The organism is Quadrisphaera sp. KR29, assembly GCF_052644995.1.
Window position 1 is genome coordinate 69,160 of sequence record NZ_JBQXXG010000005.1, and the last position, 16,011, is coordinate 85,170.

The 16,011-nt window shown below is 76.4% G+C and carries 19 protein-coding genes and 1 pseudogene; 9 read left to right on the top strand and 11 right to left on the bottom strand.

From position 1 onward, the window contains the following. The first annotated feature begins 64 nt into the window (after positions 1-64). On the top strand, positions 65-439 hold the full coding sequence (locus ACUN9U_RS06070) for a hypothetical protein (protein WP_445484033.1): 375 nt from the start codon (positions 65-67) through the stop codon (positions 437-439). A gap of 181 nt (positions 440-620) precedes the next feature. Continuing rightward, positions 621-935: a chorismate mutase gene (locus ACUN9U_RS06075; protein WP_445484034.1), complete on the top strand. Its 315-nt coding sequence runs from the start codon at positions 621-623 to the stop codon at positions 933-935. Between the two features lie 43 nt (positions 936-978). On the opposite strand, the gene ACUN9U_RS06080 is transcribed toward ACUN9U_RS06075, so the two are convergent. Both ACUN9U_RS06080 and ACUN9U_RS06085 read right to left on the bottom strand, forming a co-directional pair. Continuing rightward, complete coding sequence (locus tag ACUN9U_RS06080) at positions 979-1,950, bottom strand: PDR/VanB family oxidoreductase (RefSeq protein WP_445484035.1); 972 nt, start codon at positions 1,948-1,950, stop codon at positions 979-981. Beyond that, a complete protein-coding gene (locus ACUN9U_RS06085; protein ID WP_445484036.1) occupies positions 1,934-2,752 on the bottom strand; it encodes an MOSC domain-containing protein in 819 nt (272 codons plus the stop codon). Before ACUN9U_RS06085 ends, ACUN9U_RS06080 begins: the two co-directional genes overlap by 17 nt. A 149-nt stretch (positions 2,753-2,901) precedes the next feature. Here ACUN9U_RS06085 and ACUN9U_RS06090 point away from each other — a divergent pair, with 149 nt between their 5' ends. Then, complete coding sequence (locus tag ACUN9U_RS06090; protein WP_445484037.1) at positions 2,902-3,723, top strand: TrmH family RNA methyltransferase; 822 nt, start codon at positions 2,902-2,904, stop codon at positions 3,721-3,723. A gap of 34 nt (positions 3,724-3,757) precedes the next feature. Here the strand turns inward: ACUN9U_RS06090 and ACUN9U_RS06095 are convergent. Both ACUN9U_RS06095 and ACUN9U_RS06100 read right to left on the bottom strand, forming a co-directional pair. Next, positions 3,758-4,545 (bottom strand): annotated as a pseudogene (locus ACUN9U_RS06095) (SDR family oxidoreductase). An 8-nt stretch (positions 4,546-4,553) separates the two neighbouring features. Further along, positions 4,554-4,904 (bottom strand): nuclear transport factor 2 family protein, encoded by a 351-nt coding sequence (locus ACUN9U_RS06100; protein ID WP_445484038.1) that lies wholly within the window; start codon positions 4,902-4,904, stop codon positions 4,554-4,556. Between the two features lie 78 nt (positions 4,905-4,982). Between ACUN9U_RS06100 and ACUN9U_RS06105 the strand changes: the two genes are divergently transcribed. The 3 genes from ACUN9U_RS06105 (at position 4,983) to ACUN9U_RS06115 (ending at position 7,151) form a co-directional block, all read left to right on the top strand. Further along, positions 4,983-5,777 carry a MerR family transcriptional regulator gene (locus ACUN9U_RS06105; RefSeq protein ID WP_445484039.1) on the top strand — a complete coding sequence of 265 codons (795 nt, stop codon included), beginning with the start codon at positions 4,983-4,985 and terminating at the stop codon, positions 5,775-5,777. Between the two features lie 92 nt (positions 5,778-5,869). Next, complete coding sequence (locus ACUN9U_RS06110; protein WP_445484040.1) at positions 5,870-6,334, top strand: SRPBCC family protein; 465 nt, start codon at positions 5,870-5,872, stop codon at positions 6,332-6,334. Between the two features lie 7 nt (positions 6,335-6,341). Then, positions 6,342-7,151: a hypothetical protein gene (locus tag ACUN9U_RS06115; protein ID WP_445484041.1), complete on the top strand. Its 810-nt coding sequence runs from the start codon at positions 6,342-6,344 to the stop codon at positions 7,149-7,151. 36 nt (positions 7,152-7,187) lie between these two features. Here ACUN9U_RS06115 and ACUN9U_RS06120 read toward each other — a convergent pair whose 3' ends face one another. After that, entirely contained in the window at positions 7,188-8,180 is a 993-nt protein-coding gene (locus ACUN9U_RS06120; protein ID WP_445484042.1) for a helix-turn-helix transcriptional regulator, read from the bottom strand. A 99-nt stretch (positions 8,181-8,279) separates the two neighbouring features. Here ACUN9U_RS06120 and ACUN9U_RS06125 point away from each other — a divergent pair, with 99 nt between their 5' ends. Further along, the gene (locus ACUN9U_RS06125) at positions 8,280-8,732 is read left to right on the top strand and encodes a VOC family protein (protein ID WP_445484043.1); all 453 of its coding nucleotides are present in this window, start codon (positions 8,280-8,282) and stop codon (positions 8,730-8,732) included. 52 nt (positions 8,733-8,784) lie between these two features. Here the strand turns inward: ACUN9U_RS06125 and ACUN9U_RS06130 are convergent, their stop codons facing one another. From ACUN9U_RS06130 to ACUN9U_RS06155, 6 genes are all read right to left on the bottom strand, one after another. Continuing rightward, a complete protein-coding gene (locus tag ACUN9U_RS06130; RefSeq protein ID WP_445484044.1) occupies positions 8,785-9,477 on the bottom strand; it encodes a response regulator in 693 nt (230 codons plus the stop codon). Further along, on the bottom strand, positions 9,474-10,919 hold the full coding sequence (locus ACUN9U_RS06135) for a sensor histidine kinase (RefSeq protein ID WP_445484045.1): 1,446 nt from the start codon (positions 10,917-10,919) through the stop codon (positions 9,474-9,476). Before ACUN9U_RS06135 ends, ACUN9U_RS06130 begins: the two co-directional genes overlap by 4 nt. A 92-nt stretch (positions 10,920-11,011) precedes the next feature. Continuing rightward, positions 11,012-11,545, bottom strand: coding sequence for a hypothetical protein (locus ACUN9U_RS06140; protein WP_445484046.1), 534 nt, complete (start codon positions 11,543-11,545; stop codon positions 11,012-11,014). Next, entirely contained in the window at positions 11,542-12,399 is an 858-nt protein-coding gene (locus ACUN9U_RS06145) for a hypothetical protein (protein WP_445484047.1), read from the bottom strand. The genes ACUN9U_RS06140 and ACUN9U_RS06145 overlap by 4 nt, the downstream gene beginning before the upstream one ends. Before the next feature lie 104 nt (positions 12,400-12,503). Further along, positions 12,504-13,169, bottom strand: a complete 666-nt coding sequence (locus ACUN9U_RS06150) for a cyclase family protein (protein WP_445484048.1) — start codon at positions 13,167-13,169, stop codon at positions 12,504-12,506. A gap of 14 nt (positions 13,170-13,183) precedes the next feature. Beyond that, entirely contained in the window at positions 13,184-13,768 is a 585-nt protein-coding gene (locus tag ACUN9U_RS06155; protein ID WP_445484049.1) for a helix-turn-helix domain-containing protein, read from the bottom strand. A 125-nt stretch (positions 13,769-13,893) separates the two neighbouring features. Between ACUN9U_RS06155 and ACUN9U_RS06160 the strand changes: the two genes are divergently transcribed. Continuing rightward, positions 13,894-15,501: a purine-cytosine permease family protein gene (locus tag ACUN9U_RS06160; protein WP_445484050.1), complete on the top strand. Its 1,608-nt coding sequence runs from the start codon at positions 13,894-13,896 to the stop codon at positions 15,499-15,501. Further along, the gene (locus tag ACUN9U_RS06165; RefSeq protein ID WP_445484051.1) at positions 15,498-15,932 is read left to right on the top strand and encodes a YybH family protein; all 435 of its coding nucleotides are present in this window, start codon (positions 15,498-15,500) and stop codon (positions 15,930-15,932) included. The genes ACUN9U_RS06160 and ACUN9U_RS06165 overlap by 4 nt, the downstream gene beginning before the upstream one ends. Positions 15,933-16,011: the final 79 nt, after the last annotated feature.

A 16,011-nucleotide genomic window follows, 5' to 3' on the forward strand; every position in this document is an offset into this window, starting at 1 on the left:
GCCGGAGCCACCTCGTCCGGCTCGCGGGCGTCTACCGATCGCCGCGCCGGGTAGGGCGACCTGCATGAGCACACCCGCCGCTGGAGCGTCGCCGGCCCGCGAGGACCTGGCGATCCCCGACTACGACCACCTGCCCATCGGCTCGCTGCAGGGCCGCATCCGCACGCTGGACGCCGCCCAGCTCGACCAGCTGCTGCGCTTCGAGCAGGCGCACGGCGCCCGCACGCCGGTGCTGCAGCTGCTGAGGTCGCGCGCCGACCCGCTCGCCGCTGGCGCCCAGCCCTCCGGCGGTGACCCGGCCGCCACGGCCCCCGAGGCCGCGCCGCCCGCCGACGCCGGCTCCCCGGTCCAGCCGTCCGCGGCCGGGGAGGCCGAGCCCGCGGCCCGCCACGGGCTGGCCGCCGACCCCTCGGGCCCGCGCGGCGGCCGCGACAGCTGACGCACCCGGCACCCGGCGGCGAGGTCACCGGGCGACCGGACAGCGACCGGGCCGCGACCGGGCAGCGACCGGGCCGCGGGACCGGGCAGCGCGCGGGCAGCGACCGGCCGCGGTGCGGCAGGATGCGCAGCCGACGACCTGCACCACGACCCGCACCGACTCCCCCGGCGAGGCAGCCCCGATGACCAGCACACCCGTGCCGCCCGAGCTCGCGGACCTGCGCCGCAGCATCGACAACCTCGACGCGGCCCTCGTGCACACCCTCGCCGAGCGGTTCCGCTGCACGCAGGCGGTCGGCCGCCTCAAGGCGCGGCTGGCGCTGCCGGCCGCCGACCCGGCGCGCGAGGAGCGGCAGATCGCCCGGCTGCGCGCGCTGGCCACCGAGTCGGGCCTGGACGCCGACTTCGCGGAGAAGTTCCTCACCCTGGTGATCGAGGAGGTCATCCGCCACCACGAGCACCTCAGCAGCCAGGCCGACTCCGCGCCGCCCGCCTGAGGCACCCGGGCAGCCCGAGCGGCCCGAGCGGCCGCCGACCGGCTCAGCGCGGCGGCGGGGCCACCACGAGCTCGTCGCCGAGCGCCCGTGAGACGCAGGGCATGACGGCCGTGGCGCGCTCGGCCTCGCTGAGCACCACGTCCCGGTGGTGCGCGGCACCGGCGAGCAGCCGGAGCCGGCAGGTGCCGCACGTGCCGGCCTCGCAGTCCCCCTCGACGCCCAGACCGGCCCGGCGCAGCGCCGCGAGCAGGGAGGTGCCCGCCGGCACCTCGACGCGGGCGCCGGTGGGCTCCCAGACGGCGGTGAACGGCGAGGCGCCCACGACGTCGGCGGACACCCCGGCGAACTCCTCGGTGTGGACCCGGCTCGGCCGCCAGTGCGCGGTGAGCGCCCGCACCTCCTCCAGCAGCGGCGCGGGCCCGCAGCAGTACACGCGCGCGTCGTCGTCGGGCACCGCCAGCCAGGGCCACAGGTCGAGCCGGCCGCTGCCCGGACCGCTACGGCTGTGGTGCACCACCGCCCCGTCGGCGCGCAGCTCCTCCAGCCACGGCGTGAGCTCCGGGCTGCGGGTCAGGTGCAGCAGCTCGACCTCGGCGTCGCCGCGCGCCCGCAGCTCGGCCGCCATCGCGCGCAGCGGCGTGATGCCGATGCCCCCGGCGATGAGCACGTACCGGCGCGCGGGCAGCAGCGGGAAGGTGTTGCGCGGCGGTGAGACCTCCAGCAGGTCTCCCGCGCGCACGTCGTCGTGCAGGCTGGCCGAGCCCCCGCGCCCGCCGGGCTCGCGCAGCACGGCGACGGCGTAGCGGTCCGGCGCCGGGCTGCCGGCCTCGGTGAGGCTGTAGCTGCGCCGGCGCCCGTTCGGCGCGGTGAGGGTCACGTGCGCGCCGGCCGCGTAGCCCGGCAGCGTGCCGCCGCCCGGGTCGACCAGGGTGAGCAGGACGACGGCGGGCGTCAGCGGCTCCCGCGAGGCGACCCGCAGGCGCAGCGGCGCGAGCGGCTCAGGCAGCGACCTCACCGACCTCCAGCACGTCCCCGGTGCTCAGGCGGCCGCCGGAGAGCACCTCGGCGTACACGCCCATGGAGGTGTGCCCGTAGGCGCCGGCGAGCAGGCGCGGCACCGGGAGGTCGCGCTGGCCGGTGCCCGGGTGGACCTCCGTGGCGGCGCACCGGTCGGTGACCGACGTGCCGCGCAGCCGCACCCCGCCCAGGGTGAACTCCCGGCCCAGCAGCTCCAGCTCCGCCCACGGCGCCAGCCCGGCCAGGTGCACGTTGCCGCGGAAGCGCAGCGGGTCGACCTCGGCGCCGGCTCGGCGGGCCAGGTCCGCCACCGAGGCCAGGTTGATGAGGGAGACGAACTCCATGGCCCGGTCGGAGTCGGGCGCCATGTCGGTGAAGCGCCGGCCCGGCTCGTGGGCGACGACCGGCGCGACGCCGTCGGGCAGGTCGAGCACCCGGGCGAAGAACGCCGCCGCCTCGGCCCGCCCGGGCTCGGTGGTGAGGTCCGCGGTGAGCACCCGGTGCCCGCGCACGCCGACGTGGAGCACGCCGCTCGGGCCGTCGAGGTGGGTCTGCAGGCCGGCCAGCCGCGCCTCCTGCACGAGCACGTAGTAGTTGGTCTTGGCGACCCCGCGCCGCAGACCGGGCGCGTGCGCGCCGTCAGGCCTGGCGAGCGCGAACACCCGGTCGAAGGGGAAGGCGCGGCCCGCCTGCAGGTCCACGGAGGCCAGCGGCTGCGCGCTGAGCCCCTTGACCGGGTAGACGAACAGGCCCTCCACGCGCCCGCCCACGCCCGGGCCCCCCGGAAACCCCTCGTCCACGGGGTCATCCTCACCCGCGGCGGTGCGCGCACGAGCGCCGCCCCCGCCGTCCCCGCCGCCGCACCGCGCCCCTGGCGTAGCGTCACCGCGACTGCTCGCCCGGCGAGCCCCGACGGGCGGGCCGCCCGGCCAGCAGCAGCGGAGCACCGGTGATCCACGTCCACGAGCCCGACGACCCGCGCCTGGTCGACTACACCGACCTGACCGACGTGGCCCTGCGGCGCGTCCGCGAGCCCGCCGAGGGGCTGTTCATCGCCGAGTCGAGCCAGGTCATCCGGCGCGCCCTGGCCGCGGGGCACCGGCCGCGCTCGCTGCTGGTCGCCCCGCGCTGGCTGCCGGACCTCACCGACGTCCTGGGCGCCTGCGAGCGGGCCGGTGCGCCGGTGTTCGTGGCCGAGGAGCCGGTGCTGGAGGCGATCACCGGGTTCCACGTCCACCGCGGTGCGATCGCCTCGGTGCACCGCCCGGCGCTGGCGCCGGTCGCCGAGCTGCTGCGCGGCGCGCGCACCGTCGCCGTCCTGGAGGACGTCGTCGACCACACCAACGTGGGCGCCGTGTTCAGGTCAGCCGCCGGCCTGGGCGTCGACGCCGTGCTGGTCACCCCGCGCTGCGCCGACCCCCTGTACCGGCGCAGCGTCCGGGTGAGCATGGGCACGGTCTTCCAGGTGCCGTGGACGCGGCTGGCCTCCTGGCCCGCCGGCGTGGAGGAGCTGCGCGGGGCCGGCTTCCACGTGGCCGCGCTCGCCCTGTCCGACACCGCGGTGGACCTCGACGCCTTCACCGCTCACCGCCCGGAGCGCCTGGCGCTGCTGCTCGGCACGGAGGGCGACGGCCTGGCGGCGGCCACGGTCAGCGCCGCCGACACCGTCGTCCGGATCCCCATGGACGGCGGGGTCGACTCCCTCAACGTCGCTGCGGCCAGCGCCGTCGCCTTCTGGGCCGTTGGCCGCGGGGCGCCTCGCCGGCCCTGACCCGACCGCCGACCCGGCCCCCAGGACCAGCGCGTCAGGCGGTGGGGACGGTCCCCCCGTCGATGACGTACTCGGCGCCCACGACCGCCGCGGCGCGGTCGGAGACGAGGAAGCCGACCAGGTCGGCGACCTCCTCGGTGGTCGCGAAGCGGCCCAGGGGCACGCCTCCGAGCGCGTCCAGGATGCTCTGCTCGGCCTCGGCGCGGGTCAGCCCGCTCCCGGCCGCGATGCGGTCCGCGAACACCTGGTAGCCCTCCGTCTGGATGCCTCCGGGCTGACGGCGTTGACCCGCACGCCGCGCGGGGCCAGCTCGGTGGCGAGCCCCTTGCTGTAGGTGCGCAGCGCGGCCTTCGCCGCGGCGTAGGCGAGCGTCGACTCGTGCAGGGGCATCTGGCGCTGGATGGAGGTGACGTGCACCACCACGCCGCGCCCGGCCTCGACCACGGCCGGCAGGAGGGCGCGGTCGAGGCGCACCGCGCCGAGGAGGTTCAGACCGAGCTCGGCCAGCCAGTGCTCGTCGGTGGCGGCCGCGTACCCGCCGGGAGGGGTGGTGGACCCGCCCACGACGTGGACCAGCACGTCGAGGGCGCCCCCGGTCTCGGTGATCCGCGCCGCCACGGCGTCGGTGCCCGCGAGCGTCGAGGTGTCGGCCCCGATGAACCTGTCGGGGTGCTCGTATCCCGCGGGCATGGAGCGGGCGGTGACCCAGACGTCGGCGCCCATCTCCCGCAGCCTGTCGGCCACGGCCCTTCCTGTGCCCTTCGTCCCGCCCGTGACGAGGGCCCTGCGGCCGTCCAGGCGGTCCCGTCCTGCCGTGGTCACGAGTGCGCTCACGAGCCGTGGTTGGCGATGACGAGCTCGCTGATGCGGTCGTCCCGCAGCGAGAAGCGGTAGTCGAGCACGGCGACGCCGCCGGGGAAGGACCCCTCCAGGCGCAGGGTCACCACCCAGTGGTCGTCGTCGAGGCGGTGCGCGCCGACCCGCTCGGTCGTGTAGGCGAACTCCGACCCCGCGTCGCGCACGAAGGCGTGGACGGCCTCACGGCCGCGGAAGGACTCGCCCTGGTCGACGACGACGGCGTCCTCGGTGAGGAAGGACGCGGCCGTGTCGGCGTCGTGGACGACGCTCGCGGCGAGGAAGCCGCTGATCGTGGTCGGGAGCTGGTCGCTGTGGTCGCTCATGGCCCGACCGTGCTGCCTCCCGGAGCAGGAGGGTCAAGCGGTCGACCCTCCCCCGGGGGGAGGGTCCATCCTGCGCGGGTGCTGACGATCGGTGAGTTCTCGAGGCTGACGCACCTGAGCGTGCGGATGCTGCGCCGGTACCACGACGCCGGCCTGCTGGCGCCTGCGGAGGTGGACGCGACCAGCGGCTACCGCCTCTACTCCGTCGAGCAGGTCCCGACCGCCCAGGTCATCCACCGGCTCCGCGAGCTGGACGTCCCCCTGGCCGACGTCCAGCGCATCCTGGGCTCACCGGACCCCGACGAGCGCGCGAGCCTGGTCGCTGACCACCTGCGCCGCCTGGAGTCCGAGCTCGACCGCACCCGCGCCGCGGTCGCGTCGCTGCGCCGCCTGCTGCGCCCGGACCCCGCGCCGCTGGAGGTGCAGCTGCGCGCGGAGCCATCGCGCACGGTCGCGGCGGTGGAGGCCGTGGTGGGCGAGGGCGACGTGGCGGCCTGGTACGCGGGTGCGGTGGCGGAGCTGGAGGCCGCCGTGGGGAGCGCGGTGACCGGGCCCCTCGGGGGCACCTACGACGACGCGCTCTTCGAGCGCGGTCGTGGCCGCGCTCTGCTCTACCTGCCGACGGACGCTCCGCCGCGCACCGGGCGGGTGCACCCGGTCACGCTGCCCGCCGCGGAGCTGGCGGTGGCCACCCACGTCGGCGAGCACGACGGCGTGGAGGTCACCTACGGCCAGCTGGGCACCTGGGTGGTGGGGAACGCCATGTCCGTGGCGGGTCCCGTGCGCGAGGTCTACCTGGTCGGGCCGCGCGACACGGACGACCCCGCGGCCTGGCGCACCGAGGTCGGGTGGCCGGTCTTCCGCGTCTCCTGAGCGGGGTCGGCGGGTCAGCGACCGGCGCACCGATGAGTCCTGGGGCCCTGGGGCGTCTCCTGGGTGACCGAGCAGCTGACGAGGAGGACGCGATGGGCACCCGGGTGATCGAGAAGAGCGTCGAGGTCGCAGCGCCGCGCGAGCGCGTGTGGCAGGTGCTGCTGGAGGACGCGACCTACCGGCAGTGGTCGGGCGTCTTCTTCGAGGGCTCCTACGCCGAGACCGACTGGCAGGAGGGCAGCACCGTGCGGTTCCTGGGACCCTCCGGCGAGGGGCTGCTGGGCCACGTCGTCACCGCCCGCCACCCCGAGCTGGTCGACGTCGAGCACGACGGCCTCGTGGTCGAGGGTCGCGACGACACCGACAGCGAGGCGGCCCGCGAGCACCGCGGGACCAGGGAGACCTACCGCCTGACGGCCACCCCCGGTGGGACGCGCCTGCACGTCTCCGCGCCGATGTCCGAGGACTACGACGACGACGTGCTCGCCGCCTGGGACCGCGCGCTGGCCGAGGTCGCGGAGCTGGCCGAGGCGACTGCCCCGAGCGGCAGGGGATGATCGCGCGGTGATCCCCGGGACGAGCGGCAGCGGAGGTCTGACGGGCGGTGGGCACCTGGCTCCGCTCGGGGCGGACGCCGCCTTCGACGAGGACTTCTGCGCCGCTGGGCTCGACACCGGCCGCTGGGTCGACCACTACCTGCCGCACTGGTCGACGCCGGAGCGCTCTCGCGCCCGCTACGACCTCACCCCCGCCGGACTGCGGCTGCGCATCGACGCCGACCAGCCCGACTGGCGGCCCGAGGATGCGCCGCTGCGCGTGTCCAACCTGCAGACGGCCACCTCCTCCGGTCCTCCCGGCTCCGCCCGCGGCACCCACCGCCACCGCCCCGACGGCCTGGTGGTGCGCACCGCCGTGCCGACCCGGCTCCTGTGGGCGCCCTCCGCGGGGCAGGTCGACGTGACCGTCACCGCCAGCACCGACGCCTCCTGCATGCTCGCTGCCTGGCTGGTCGGCACCGAGCACCTCGACGAGCGCGACAGCGGGGAGGTGTGCCTGTTCGAGATCGACGCCGAGGCCGTCGGTGCGGACAGCACCCGGGCGCGCGTCGGTGTCAAGGCCCACCACGACCCCCGTCTCACCACGGACATGACCGAGGTCGAGGTCCCCGTGGGCCGCGGCCGGGCGCACACCTGGTCGGCGCGCTGGGACGAGCACGGGGTCGTCGTGGCGTGCGAGCAGCGCGTCGTGTTCACCTCGCCGCAGCGCCTGGACTACCCGCTGCAGCTCGTGGTCGACCTCTTCGAGGTCGGGCCGCCCGGGCCCGCAGCGGCCTACCCGAAGACCGCTCAGGTCCACCGCGTGCGGGCCAGCTGACCCCGCCCACCGGAGGCTGCCCCGGTCCGCCGCGCGTCAGCCGCTCGCAGCGCGGTAGCGGTCGGCGAGCACGCCGAACGCGGCGAGCAGCTCGGGCGGGCCGACGACCTCCATCGGCACCTCGAACCTGCCGTACGACGCCGCGAGCGCGCCCCACGACCAGGAGCCGGCTTCGAGGGTGCACCGCTCGTCGTCCACGGCGACCACCGTCCCGTCCCCGGCGAAGGGCAGCACCTCGCGGGCGGGCAGGTGCAGGACGACGGTGCCCCGGCAGGGCCAGGCGTTGGTGTCGGAGCCCTCGAACCGCGAGGAGACGAACTCGTCCACGTCACCGCCCGGCACGACCCGGGGTGTGAATCGCGGGCCGTTCGGGGTGCGGGGGCGCACGCGGTCGACGCTGTAGAGGCGCCAGTCCTCGCGGTCCAGGTCCCAGCCGAGCAGGTACCACCGCCCGTGGGAGGAGACCAGGCGCAGCGGCTCGGTGCGGCGGACGGGGGCGACCTGGCCGCCACCGCCGGGAGGGGCGGGAGCCGCAGGACCACCGCGGGCGTCGTCGTCGAAGCGCAGGACCTCGCGCGCGCGGACCACCTCGGCGAGGGTGAGGAGGAGGTCGGGCGAGACGTCGGCGGGCGCCCCGTCGCCGGCGCGCCCGACGGCGCTCACCCGCAGGGTGTCGAGCCGGCGGCGCAGCCGGGAGGGCAAGACCTGGCGGACCGTCGCGAGGGCGCGCACCGCTGCCTCCTGCAGCGCGGCGCCGCTGGCCGGTGCGGTCTGCAGCGCGACGGCGACGGCGACGGCCTGCTCGTCGTCGAACAGCAGGGGGGGCAGCTCGCTGCCGGCGTCGAGCCGGTACCCGCCGTGGGGGCCGAGCGTCGCGCTGATGCGGTAGCCCATCCCCCGCAGCCGCTCGACGTCGCGGCGCACGGTCCGGTCGGTGGTGCCCAGCCGGGCGGCCAGCTCCGGTCCCGGCCAGTCGCGGCGGGCCTGCAGCAGCGACAGCAGCTGCAGGAGCCGGCTGGTCGTCGTCATGGTGGTGAGACTAGGGGCCGTCTAGGACAGATCCTGACCTGATCGGGCGGGAGGGTCGTCGCAGCGGGCCAGAGGGGCCCGGACTCCTGAGGAGCTGAGATGAGCATCCAGACGACGACCCACCTGAACTTCCGCGGTGACGCCCGCGAGGCGCTGGGCTTCTACCAGTCCGCCTTCGGCGGCCACCTCGTGCTGACCACCTACGCCGACCTCGGGGTGCCGGCCGGGGCGCCCGGCGCGGACAAGGTCGTCTTCGGCGTGGTCGCCGCCGAGAGCGGCTTCCGCGTCATGGGCTACGACGTCCCCGGCCAGACGGAGGGGTCCGTCGTCGGCGGGGGCACCACGCGCCGCGAGGACGGCACCACCCTCACCGACCAGGCGGCCTTCGTCTCCGTCAGCGCGGGCGACCTCGAGGAGCTGCGGGGCAGCTGGGACGCCCTGGCCGTCGACGCCGTCGTGGTCGAGCCGCTCGCCGCCTCGGCGTGGAGCGCCGGGTTCGGCATGCTCACCGACCGCTTCGGCGTCACGTGGAGCTTCAGCGCCACCGCGTGAGCGGACCCCGCGGCGCGCGCCGAGCCGGCGCGCGCCGCGAGGAGCGGATGCGTCACCCGGGTCCGTCGTCGGCGAGACCGTGGCGCTGCGCCCACAGGGCAGCTGAGGTGCGATCCGCCACGCCGATGGCGGCGAAGACGCGCGACAGGTGCGCCTTGACGGTCTTCTCGCTGATCCCGAGCCTGCGGGCGACGCTCTTGTTCGGCAGGCCGGTGGCCACCAGGGCCAGGACCTCCGCCTCCCGCGGCGTCAGCGCCGCCGCACCGGACGGTCCGGGCGGTGCAGCCGGTGCGGGCGGCGCCAAGGGCGCCGCCGGTGGCACCGCGGGCGCACCGGCGCCGGGCAGCAGCGCCGTCGCCGCCCGCGGGGAGATGGGCGCGTGCCCGGCGGCCGCGTCGCGCACCGCCTGCACGACCTGCTCCGGCTCGGCGTCCTTGAGCAGGTAGCCGACGGCGCCCGCGGCCAGGGCGGCGCGGATCCTGTCGTGCTCGGCGAAGGTCGTCAGGACGACGACGCGCGCTTGCGGCCGCTGCGCCAGCACGGCGCGCGTGGCCGCCAGCCCGTCCAGCCCGGGCATCGACAGGTCCATGAGCACGACGTCGGCGGCGTGCCGCACCGCCGCACCGGCCGCCTCGGCCCCGTCAGCGACCGCGGTCACCTGGTCCACGTCCGGCAGCGCACCGAGCAGGTCCACCAGGCCCCGGCGCAGCATCGGGTGGTCGTCGACCACCAGCACCCTGGTCACCGCGAACCTCCTCCGCCGGCTGCCGCCAGGCGGCGCGAGCGCGCTCCTGCGGCGCCGTCCTGGGCCGCCACCGGCAGCGCGAGGCGCACGCGGGTCCCGCTGCGCGCGGGCCCGGTCCTCGAGACCACCTCGAAGCGACCCCCCTGCTCCCCGGCCAGCGAGGCCAGCAGCTCCAGCCCCACGCTGCCGCGCCGGCGCGGCGCGTCCCCGGCGTCGAAGCCGCGGCCGTCGTCGAGGACCTCCAGGCGCACCTCCGCCTCCGCGCGCGCCAGCGCGATCCGCGCCGAGCCCGCCCCGGCGTGCTTGACCACGTTGCGCACCGCCTCCTGCGCCGTCCTGAAGACCAGCGCCTCCACGGCCAGCGGGAGCGCGCCCGGCCCGAGGTCGCCCTCGACCACCACCTGCGCCGCGCAGCCGCGCACCTCCAGCACGGCCGCCAGGTCCTCGCAGCTGGCCGCGAGCCCCTGCTCGTGCAGCGCGGGCGGGGTCACCGTGACCACCAGCGTCCGCAGCTCGCGCACCCACCGCCGCAGGTCCACCGCCGTGCGCCCCAGCACCTCGGCGCTTCCCTCATCGCCGCGACCGCGCGCCGCGGAGGCGGCCGCGGACAGGCTCAGCGCGGTGCCGCTCAGCCCCTGCACGACCCCGTCGTGCAGGTCGGCGGCGATGCGGCGGCGCTCCCGGTCGGAGGCGTGCAGCGCCTGCACCAGCAGCGCCTCACGCCCCTCGTGCGCCGCGCGCAGCCGCCGCGCCAGGCTCCACGCGAGCGGCACCTGCAGCACGCACAGCAGCACCAGCCCGCCGAGCAGCGGCGGCAGGGAGGAGCGCAGCGAGCGCGAGGTCGCGGCGTCGATGGCGTCGTAGCGGTGGTAGGTCTCGAACAGCAGCGGGGTGCCCCCCGGCGTGGTGGTCCCGACGTAGACCTGCAGCAGCCGGCCGAACTGCTGCTCCTCGGCGTTCTCGGCCTCCTCCAGGTCGCTGACCTCCGCTACGGGCGGCCCGCCGCCGCGCAGGGCCGCCAGCTCGTCCTCGGGGAGCTCGAAGGTGCGCCCCACCAGGTCCGGGTCGTCGGAGTAGACGATGGTGCCGCTGCCGTCCCAGACCTTGACGCGCACCACCTGGCTGCCCAGGACGCGGCTGCGGACGCGCTCGTCGAGCGCGTCGCGGGCCGGGCCCGGGACCAGCGCGTCGTCGGTGAGGACGTCGGCGACGACGTCGCGCGCCTGCAGGCTGGTCAGCGTCCGGGCGTCGCGGACGGCCTCGGTGACCGCGGCGCGGTGCTGCACGGCCACGAGCACCGCGCCCAGGGCCGCCACGGCGAGCACCGCAGCGGTGACGAACAGCGCGACGACGCGGACGCCGCTGGGGGCGCTGCTGGACGGCGTGCTCGGCGGGCTGCTGGGTGTTCGGCCGGCTGGCGGCTGTCGCGAGGGGCGGGGCACGGCGGTCTCCGCGTGGACGAGCGGGCGGGGCGTGCTGCTGCACCCCGCGTGCCAGTGGAGTGTCAGGGCGGACGGTGCTGCGGCGCAGGGGTTCAGCCGTCGTCGGACCCGTGGCGCCCGCCACCGGAGCCGTCGTCACCGCCGTGCCCGCCGTGCTCGTCGCCGCTCCCGTCGTCGTCGCCGCCCCGGCGGTCGCCGCTCCCGTCGTCGCCACCACGACGGTCGTCGTCGGCGCCGTCACCGCGGCCGTGGTGGGTCCCGTCGCCGGAGCGGGAGGCCGTCGGCGCCGAGGACGTCGCCGACGGGGCGGGCGCCGCTGGAGGCGGCACGGCGGTCGAGGTCGCTCCGCCCGACGGTGCGGGCGCCGAGGACGCCGTCGGACCGGCGGAGCCGGTCCGGGCAGCACTCGGGCCGTCGGTCGCGCTGGCGGTCGCGCTCGCCGGTGGCGTCCCGGTCGGGCTGGCGCTGGGCGCCGGGTTGTCGTCGACCGGAGCCTGGTTGGCCAGCTGGACCACGTCGAGGCCGCCGGCGGAGGAGCCTGACAGCGCCCACGCGCCCGAGCCGACCAGCACCGCGCCGGCCAGGGCGCCACCGGCCACCGCGACGGCGACGGTGCGGCGGTTCACGAGAAGGCCGGGTCGGTCACGGGCAGGGAGCCGCGGACGCGGTTCTGCGCCTGGCAGTCCTGCGTGCAGGCCGTCGCTCCGGCGGAGAGCTCCACGGCGTCCTCCCCCAGCACCTGGCCCATGCGGCCGCCGGGAGCGATGCTCCAGGTGGTGGTCGTCTCTCCCTGGGACAGCTTGGTGGCCACCTGGGGGCTGTCCTTGCCGCGGAAGTCGGCCCCGTCACCGAAGTTCACCTTGCCCGTGTACGGGTTGACGAAGTAGGCCATGCCCGGCGCGAGCACGTGGGTGGCCACCACCGCGCGGGAGGCCTCCACCTCCTGCTGGAAGATGCCGCCGGTGGCGCAGTCCTTGGCCTGCACCTTGACCTTGGCCCCACCACCGCGGGCGAGGATCACGAGGTCGCCCTTGTCGGTGCGGACCTCGACGTCGCCGCGCAGCACAGGGCCCAGGTCCAGGGTCTTGGACGCCATGACGGGGGTGCGCACCCCGGCGGTCATGCTCGCCGGGTTCGCGGCGCCGGTGTAGGTGTAGTCGTAGACGGCGCCGGTGACCGGGGCGACGTCGAACTCCACGTAGGTGCCGCGGACCCTGATCCGCGCGTCAGCGGCCAGGGCGGCGGTGCTGGCCCTGGCGCCCTTCGCGCCCGCGGTGGTCCCGTCGGGCATGGTGACGGTGAAACCCTCGGTCGAGCAGGCCGACGAGGTCGCGGCCGCGGCGGGGGCGGCGCCGGCCACGGTGGCGCCGCCAGCGGCGGCCAGGACGGCGAGCACGGCGAGGGCCCCCGCGGCTGCGGCGGCGGGCCGCAGGCGGTGCGTGCGCGCGGGGGTCTGGCTGGTGGGGGTGGTGCTGGACACGGTGCCCTCCGGGGTCCGCGGAGCCGGGTGCTCCGTCCCCTCGAGCATCGGCGGGCGCAGGTCGGTGCCGGTATCGGACCATCGACCTAGGACCAGCCGCGGGGTCACTCCAGGGCGACGGCGCGCACCGGGGCGCCGTCGGCCCCGGCCAGGCGCAGCGGCAGCACCGAGAGCAGGGGCTCGCCGCTGCGCAGCCCGTCCAGGCCGCGCAGGTTCTCCACGACCACCCCGCCGGCGCCCAGCACGGCCAGGTGGGCGGCGAAGCCCCCGGCGGGCTGCCCGCCGAGGACCGTCTCGTCGATGCTCAGCGCGTCCAGGGCCACGGTGCGCACCCCGGTGGCCACGACGCGCTCGGCGGCCTCACCGGTCAGGTACGGGTGGTCGAAGTAGCGCGGTGAGCCCCAGTGGGCGTCCCACCCGGTGTGCAGCACGAGGATCTGCCCGGGCCCGAGCCGGTCGGCGTGCGGCGCAAGGTCGGACCACTCGATCCGCCCGTGCGGCTGCCTGCCGCGCACGTCGACGACGACGGCCGGCCCGACGAACCGCTCCAGCGGGAGCTCGTCGATGCGGGCGCCGCCGTCGAGGAAGTGGTACGGCGCGTCGACGTGGGTGCCGGTCTGGGAGCCCATGCTGACGTGCAGCACGTTGTAGCCCTCGACCGCCACGGTCGTGGCCGGTGATAGGCGCGGCAGGGGGTCGCCCGGGTAGACGGGCGTGTCGTCGTCGACCGGGTGGGACAGGTCGACGATGCGGCGCGGGACGCCGGGCACGAGGCCTCCTGGGGTCAGGGTGCGGGGCTGAGCACCCACAGCACCTCGCAGGGCGCCGTCGGTGAGGGGTTGCGCCAGGTGTGGGGGGTGACGCCCGGCATCGTGAAGGCGTCCCCGGCGCGCAGCTGCACGACGTCGCCGGGCAGCTGCAGCTCGAGCTGCCCGCGCAGCACGAGGACGACCTCGGTGTCGCAGGCCAGCGCGTAGAGCTCCTCCCCGCCCCCGCCGCCGGGCTCCACCGTCGAGCGGACCACCTGCACCTGCCGCTGGACCCCGGGGGTGAGCAGGACCTCGCGCACGCCGTGGCCGCCGAAGTGGATGGCGGGGGCCTCGTCGGCGCGCACGAGGGAGGTGGCGGGCGCCTCGAAGAGGCTGCCGACGGAGACGCCGAGCACCCCGCACACCGTGACGAGGGTGGCCACCGAGGGCGAGGCCTCGTCGCGCTCCAGGCGGCTGAGGAAGCCCTTGGTCAGGCCGGCCCGCTCGGCGACGGCGGCCAGGGTCAGGCCGGCGGCCTGGCGGGCGGCGCGCAGCCGGGCGCCGACGAGCGCCTCGGTCGGGTCCGGCGGCCTGACGGGGCGTCGGAGCTCACCAGCCACGCCGCCCCCTCGCTCACCCTCGTCCCCACCGGTTCTGGCAACCCCCGTTGCCTCGTGGGCAACCCTAGCCGTAGCCTCCCCGCTCACCGGTGACGCAGGTCACCGCAGCGACCCGAGGAGCGCACGTGGCCGGAGCAGAGCTCGCCGGGCTGGCCGCCGACAGGCGGCGTCCCAGGGCGACCGAGGTCGAGCAGCACGGCATCGGCACCATCCCCGACGCCGAGCGCAGCTCGCGCCCCTTCGACCTGTTCCGCATCCAGTTCGGCGGCGCGAACACCTTCGCCACGGTCATCCTGGGGACCTTCCCGGTCCTTCTGGGGCTGTCCCTGGTGCAGGCGGTGCTCGCCACCGTCGTCGGCGTCCTGGTCGGCGCGCTGTTCCTCATGCCGATGGGCCTGTTCGGGCCGCGCACCGGCACCAACAACGCGGTCTCCTCCGGCGCCCACTTCGGGGTGCGGGGGCGCGTGCTCGGCTCCTTCCTGTCGCTGCTGACGGCCTTCGCCTTCTACTCGATCTCGGTGTGGGTCAGCGGCGACGCGCTGGTCGGGGCCTCCACCCGGCTGTTCGGCACCGGCGACTCCGACCTGCTGCGCGGCGTCATCTACGCGCTGCTGGGCGCCCTGGTCATCGTCGTCGTGGTGTACGGCTACCAGTTCATGCTGCTGGTCAACAAGGTCGTCGTCGTCGCCAACACCGTGCTGATCCTGCTCGGCGTGGTGGCGTACGCCTCGGTCTTCGACCTCGGGTACGACCCCGGCCCCGGGGCGTACGCGCTGGGCAGCTTCTGGCCCACCTTCGTGCTGTCCGCGCTGATCGTCATGGGCAACCCGGTCAGCTTCGGAGCCTTCCTCGGAGACTGGGCGCGCTACATCCCCCGCGGCACCAGCACCGGCCGGCTGCTGCTGGCCACGCTGGGGGCCCAGCTGGCCACCCTCGTGCCGTTCCTGTTCGGGGTGGCGACGGCGACGCTGGTCGCCGGCGAGGTCGACTACGTCTTCGCCCTCATCCAGGCCTCACCGATCTGGTACGCGGTGCTGCTCATGGTCGTGGCCTTCCTCGGCGGCATGTCCACGGGCATCACCTCCCTGTACGGCACCGGCCTGGACTTCTCCTCGGTCTTCCCGCGGCTGAGCCGGGTGCAGGCCTCGCTGGTCATCGGGGCCGTCGCCTTCGTCTTCATCCTCGTCGGGCGCCTCGTCTTCGACCTGCTGGCCAGCGTCAACGCCTTCGTGGGCCTCATCGTCATCTGCACGACGCCGTGGATGGTCATCATGGCGATCGGCTACTGGGTGCGCCGCGGCCACTACGACGCCGCCGACCTGCAGGTCTTCAACGAGGGGCGGCGCGGCGGACGGTACTGGGCCACGGCGGGCACCAACTGGCGCGGCATGGCCGCGTGGGTCCCCTCCGCGGTCGCAGGGCTGCTGTTCGCCAACTACCCGCCGCTGATCGCCGGGCCGCTGCGCGACGTCGCCGGCGGCGTCGACCTCAGCCTGCTGGTCTCGATCGGGCTGGCGGCGGTCATCTACGTGGCGCTGCTGTTCGCCTTCCCCGAGCCGCGGTACGTCTTCGGGCCGGACGGGCCGCGCCTGGTGCCCGCCGCCGACCTCCCGCTGCCCCCGGTCGTCGACGACCCGCGGGCCTCGGCGCACCGCACCGGTCGCCGCGGCGCGCAGCCGCAGGCCCCCGAGCCCACCTCGGCGCCGGCCCCGACGGGCGGGGACCAGCGGTGACGGCGCAGCCCGGCCGCACCGAGCAGGCCGAGCAGGCGGAGCGCGAGGTGCGCCAGCGGGCCGCTGAGCTGGTCGCCGCCTTCGCCCGCGACGACCCGGACACCTACTTCGCCTGCTTCGCCCCCGACGCGTCGTTCGTCTTCCACGACGCCGAGCACGTGGTCACCTCCACGGAGGAGTACCGGCGGCTGCGGGCGGGATGGGAGGCCGAGCACGGCTTCCGCGTGCTGGGGTGCGAGACCAGCGACACCCGCGTGCAGGTCCTCGGTGAGACCGCCGTGCTCACGCACACCGTGCGCACGCGCACGGCCACCCACGAGGGCGAGCAGGCGCTGCACGAGCGCGAGACCGTCGTCTTCCACCGGCAGGCCCCGGGCCTCTGGCTGGCGGTGCACGAGCACCTCTCCCCCGCCCCGCCCGGCGCCAGCTGACGCGGCGACGGCCGGAGCGCCGCACCGGGGGCCGCGGCCGCGCCCAGCCGCGGGCCCCCGGCGGTCAGCGCCGCAGGGG